3 protein-coding genes are annotated in these 5,122 nt (G+C 41.9%); 2 read left to right on the forward strand and 1 reads right to left on the reverse strand.

Annotated features, from left to right (window positions below):
* The coding region (locus CXF78_RS09580; RefSeq protein ID WP_257984881.1) for an alpha-amylase family glycosyl hydrolase at positions 1-749 on the reverse strand (749 nt) is incomplete at its 3' end.
* Positions 750-1,253: 504 nt separating this feature from the next.
* Here CXF78_RS09580 and CXF78_RS09585 point away from each other — a divergent pair.
* Positions 1,254-3,974 (forward strand): TonB-dependent receptor, encoded by a 2,721-nt coding sequence (locus CXF78_RS09585; protein WP_102036645.1) that lies wholly within the window; start codon positions 1,254-1,256, stop codon positions 3,972-3,974.
* Positions 3,975-4,090: 116 nt separating this feature from the next.
* Positions 4,091-5,122: tryptophan halogenase family protein (locus CXF78_RS09590; protein ID WP_102036646.1), on the forward strand; the 1,032-nt coding region annotated here is incomplete at its 3' end.

A 5,122-nucleotide genomic window follows, 5' to 3' on the forward strand; every position in this document is an offset into this window, starting at 1 on the left:
CCAACTGTTTGTGGGCGAGTATTATTGTAGTAATGGTATTGGTAAGCATAAGGGTTATCTTCACTGAAGCCACGGCCTTGACGCTTGTCTTTTGGTTTAGCAGGGTTATCACGTAATTGTTCATCGTGATAACAGAATGTAATCGCATCTAGACGGAAACCATCAACGCCTTTTTTAAGCCAAAATTCAACATTATCGAGCACAGCTTGACGAACCTGCGGACAATGGAAATTAACATCAGGCTGACTTTTAAGAAAATTATGTAAGTAGTATTGCTGACGGCGTGGTTCCCATTCCCAAGCACAACCACCAAAAATAGCGAGCCAATTGTTAGGCGCACTGCCATCATCTTTTGGATCGGCCCATACATACCAATCAGCTTTATCATTATCACGACTTTGACGACTTTGCTCGAACCAATGATGTTGATCTGAGGTATGACTGAGTACTTGGTCAATCACCACTTTTATATTTAGTTGATGGGCTTTCTCAATAAGTTGGTCAAAGTCGGCCATGGTGCCAAACAGTGGGTCGATTTCAAGATAATCACTAATGTCGTAACCAAAGTCTTTCATTGGTGATTTGAAAAAAGGCGAAATCCAAATTGCATCAACATTTAAACTGGCAATATAATCAAGTTTAGCAATGATGCCCTGCAAGTCGCCGACACCGTCACCATTAGAATCCATTAAACTGCGTGGATAGATTTGATATATCACTCCACCGCGCCACCAGGTTACCTGATCCATTGCTTCCCCTTAGAATTAAGCTAACCCCAAAACACCTATGAGTTACCTTGATGTTGCGGCTGGGTAACAGCTCGCTGTTGTTTTTCATTACCCCGAGGATACGTGAATAAGGAAATCAGGTTCAATACACCTGCATACGTATGCAAAGAATTAATTGATCTATCGCACATATTAAAATCAATAAAAGGTACATAAATACAACAGATTAACTAGTATAAATGGCACCATCAAGATGTTTCACAATTGTAAAATCCAGCCACTAATTCGCCACTAATAACGTTGAATACGTATGCATAATATTGTCGGCAAAACTGTACTGGGAGTAGTATCGTCACTGTTGTGCAACAATTTGGTCATAACTTCGGCACTTATGCAGTCACTTATAAAGTTAATTAAGCATGCTGAAGAAAAAACACAATAAAGACTGTAACCAAAATTCAAAAGGACACTAACACTCGACCTGGACTTCAAGTTGTTAAGTATCCACTTAAAGGGGAAAGATGAATGTTGCTATTTAAACCGAGCCTACTTACGCTAGCGTTAGTTGCTGCAGGTGCAAGCATGAGTGCTTACGCTGCGGATGACGTTAATACTACGGAAACTGCCGAAGAAAATATCGAAGTGATTCAAGTCACTGGTATTCGTCGCAGTTTACAAGAATCACAATCACTAAAAATGTCTTCATCATCCATTGTTGAAGCTATTTCTGCTGAAGACATTGGTAAATTACCAGATGTTAGTATTGCAGAGTCACTCGCCCGCTTACCTGGTGTATCAGCACAACGTTTAGATGGACGTGCTAACGTTATCTCTATCCGTGGTTTAGGCCCAGATTTCACTACCGCGACATTAAACGGTCGCGAACAAGCTTCGGTTAACGACAACCGTGGTGTTGAGTTTGACCAATACCCTTCTGAATTATTAAATCGTGTTGTTGTGTACAAAACACCAGATGCTTCTGTAATGGCACAAGCCATTGGCGGCACGGTAGATATGCAAACTATTAGCCCACTAACCCATGGCGAGCAAACTATTGCGATGTCGCTTCGTGGCGAGATGAACGACTTAGGTTCACTTAACAGTGGCTCAAGTGACACTGGTTATCGTGGTAGTATTTCATACATCGACCAGTTTGCAGACGACACTATCGGTATTGCGTTAGGTTATGCCCGCATGATGTCACCAAACCAAGAAGAACGCTGGCAGGCATGGGGTTATCCAGAAAATGATGCTGGAGACAGTGTTTTAGGTGGCGCAAAACCATTTGTGCGTTCAAGTGAATTAGAACGTGATGGTATATTAGCTGTATTTGAATACGCACCTAACGAAAAATTCACTTCAGTTGTTGATATTTACTATACAAAGTTCACTGATGACCAGCGTTTACGTGGTATCGAAATTCCTGCTGCTTGGGGCACTAACGGTGGTGTCACCTCGACAACAACCGAAGCTGGTTTAGTGACCCAAGGAACCATTAATGGCGCCGAAGTCGTTATCCGTAACGATGTCAACAAACGTGATGCTGAATCACTGTCAATTGGCTGGAACAACAAGTTCACCATCAATGACAATTGGAGCGTTGAAGCTGATATCGCTTTATCAAAAGCTGAACGTACCGATATTGGTATGGAAAGTTATACCGGTACAGGCCGTGGCACCGGTGTTGGCGCAGTTGATGACCTAGGTTTTAACTACAATGGTAATGGCGGTTATAACTTTACCCATGACCTTAATTATGCCGATCCTAATGTCATCAAATTAGGCGACCCACTTGGTTGGGGTAGCCCACTTGGTGCCAATACTCAAGACGGTTTTATCAACAAGCCAGAAATTGATGATGAGCTTAAATCATTCCGTTTAAGCGCAGAATATGTGTTTGATGACGGTGCAGTGCGCAGCGTTGAGTTTGGTGTTAACCGCACAAATCGCGATAAAAGCAAGCTTGATAAAGGTTATTATCTAACGTTGGCCGGTTATGACGGTTCTGATGACTACTTAGAAACCGTACCAGAGCAATATTTATTATCGCCAACCTCACTCGATTTCTTTGGCATGGGTGATGTACTGAGTTATGACTCGCTAGCGTTTTATAACGATGGTGGTTATACCGAAACAGACGTTGCTGATGTAGATTTATCACGTGCGACAAACTCTTGGGCAGTATCAGAAGAAGTCTCTACTTTTTATGTTAAAACCAACCTAGAGTCAGAATTATTTGGTTTTCCATTAACCGGTAACGTCGGCATTCAAGCTGTACACACAGACCAAAGCTCAGACGGTACTGTGGCGACAGTTGAAAACGGTGTAGTGACATTAACGCCTCGTACTGCTGGTGATTCATACCTTGAATGGTTACCTAGCATGAACTTAGGTTTTGAAGTTGCCGATGGTCAAATGTTGCGTTTTGCTGCTGCGCGTACGTTAACTCGTGCTCGTATGGATAAAATGAACGCTAACGTTAACTTTAGCTACAACCAAAACCCAAATGACGGTGTTAACTGGTCAGGTGGTGCAGGTAATCCTGAGCTACGTCCATGGTTAGCGCGTCAATACGACATAAGCTATGAAAACTACTTTAGTGACCAAGGTTATTTCTCGGTAGCTGTTTTCTATAAAGACTTAGAAAACTACGTTTATGATCAACAAACTAACTTTGATTTCAGCACTATTTTGCCACAAAACCCAGGTGACAACCCAATTGGGAATGTCAGCCAACCTCAAAACGGTAATGGCGGTTATGTACAAGGTATTGAAGCATCGTTATCAATCGACTTTGGTTTGTTTGCTGATTCTCTAAGTGGTTTTGGTACCATCTTAAGTGGTTCATACAACGACAGCGAAGTGAAAGAAACGTCAGACAGTGATCCAACGACTCTGCCAGGCCTTTCTGAAAAAACCTTCAATGCCACTGTTTACTATGAAAACTCTGGTTTTGAAGCACGTATCAGCTCACGCTATCGTAGTGACTTCTTAGGTGAAGTAACTAAAATCAGTCTACAGCGTGAAAACGTTAACATAAAAGCTGAAACTGTTGTTGATGCACAAATTGGTTATGACTTTACTGAAAGCGGTATCGATGCCCTATACGGTTTATCGGTGCAGTTCCAAATAAACAACTTAACTAACGAGCCATTTACATCGTACACAGGTGATGATCAACGTTTAGTACGTGATTATCAAAACTACGGTCGTAACTTTATGTTAGGCGCAAACTACAAGTTCTAATGGGCTTGTAGAATGTACTAAACCGACAAAAAAGCCTCTGTAACCTATTACAGGGGCTTTTTTACAATATCGGATTCAGTAAAAATAAATCAAAAATAGTTAAAAAGGCGATAACAATGGATCAAACGATAATAAAAAACATTGTCATTGTAGGCGGCGGAACATCGGGCTGGATGACCGCAGCCATGTTAGCAAAATTGTTTAAAACACAACTTAATATCACTCTCATTGAATCTGACACCATCGGCACTATAGGTGTTGGTGAAGCCACCATTCCGCCACTGCAGATATTTAACAGCGTATTAGGCATCAGCGAGAAAGACTTTATTAAAGCGACCCAAGCAACCTATAAATTAGGCATCGAGTTTGAAAACTGGCACCAACAAGGCGATGCTTACATGCACGCTTTTGGCAATATTGGTCGTGACTTAGGCTTTACTTCGTTTCATCATTATTGGCTCAGCGCACAAGCTCATTGTGGCCAACAAAATCAAAGTACGTTTAACGCTAAAGATTTCTGGCAATACTCGCTTAATTATCAGGCTGCTAAACACAATAAATTCCAACCTATTCAAAGTATTGCTCAAGCGCAGATGAGTGGTATCACCCATGCATATCACTTTGATGCTAGTTTATATGCCAACTTACTACGCCAATACAGTATACAACGTGGTGTTGTTCGGGTTGAAGGCACTATTACCAGCACTCAACTCACCAATGATGGCGCGATAGACAGTGTCACCTTACAAAATGGTGACTGCATTAATGGTGACTTATTTATTGATTGTTCGGGTTTTTCTGCTTTATTGATTGAAAAAGCATTAGGAGTAGAATACGAAAACTGGCAGCATTGGCTACCCTGTGACAGCGCATATGCCGTGCCTTGTGAAAGCACCTCTCCTCTCACGCCTTACACAAAATCAACCGCTAATGATGCTGGTTGGCAATGGCGTATTCCACTGCAACATCGCACTGGTAATGGCATTGTGTATAGCAGCCAACATATGAGCGACGACCAAGCTAAACAGCATTTATTAGCCAACCTAGACGGAAAACCGTTAGCCGAGCCGCGTAAAATTAACTTCACCACTGGCAGGCGCGTCAAGCAATGGCATAAAAACTGTGTTGCTATTGGTTTATCGAGCGGA

The sequence above is a fragment of the Shewanella sp. 11B5 genome (genome assembly GCF_002836795.1).
In the GTDB taxonomy this organism is placed as follows: Bacteria; Pseudomonadota; Gammaproteobacteria; order Enterobacterales; family Shewanellaceae; genus Shewanella; species Shewanella frigidimarina.

Bases quoted from the DNA above. Each gene is read 5' to 3' on its own strand.
- CXF78_RS09585 (WP_102036645.1), top strand. From the start codon at position 1,254: ATGTTGCTATTTAAACCGAGCCTACTTACGCTAGCGTTAGTTGCTGCA.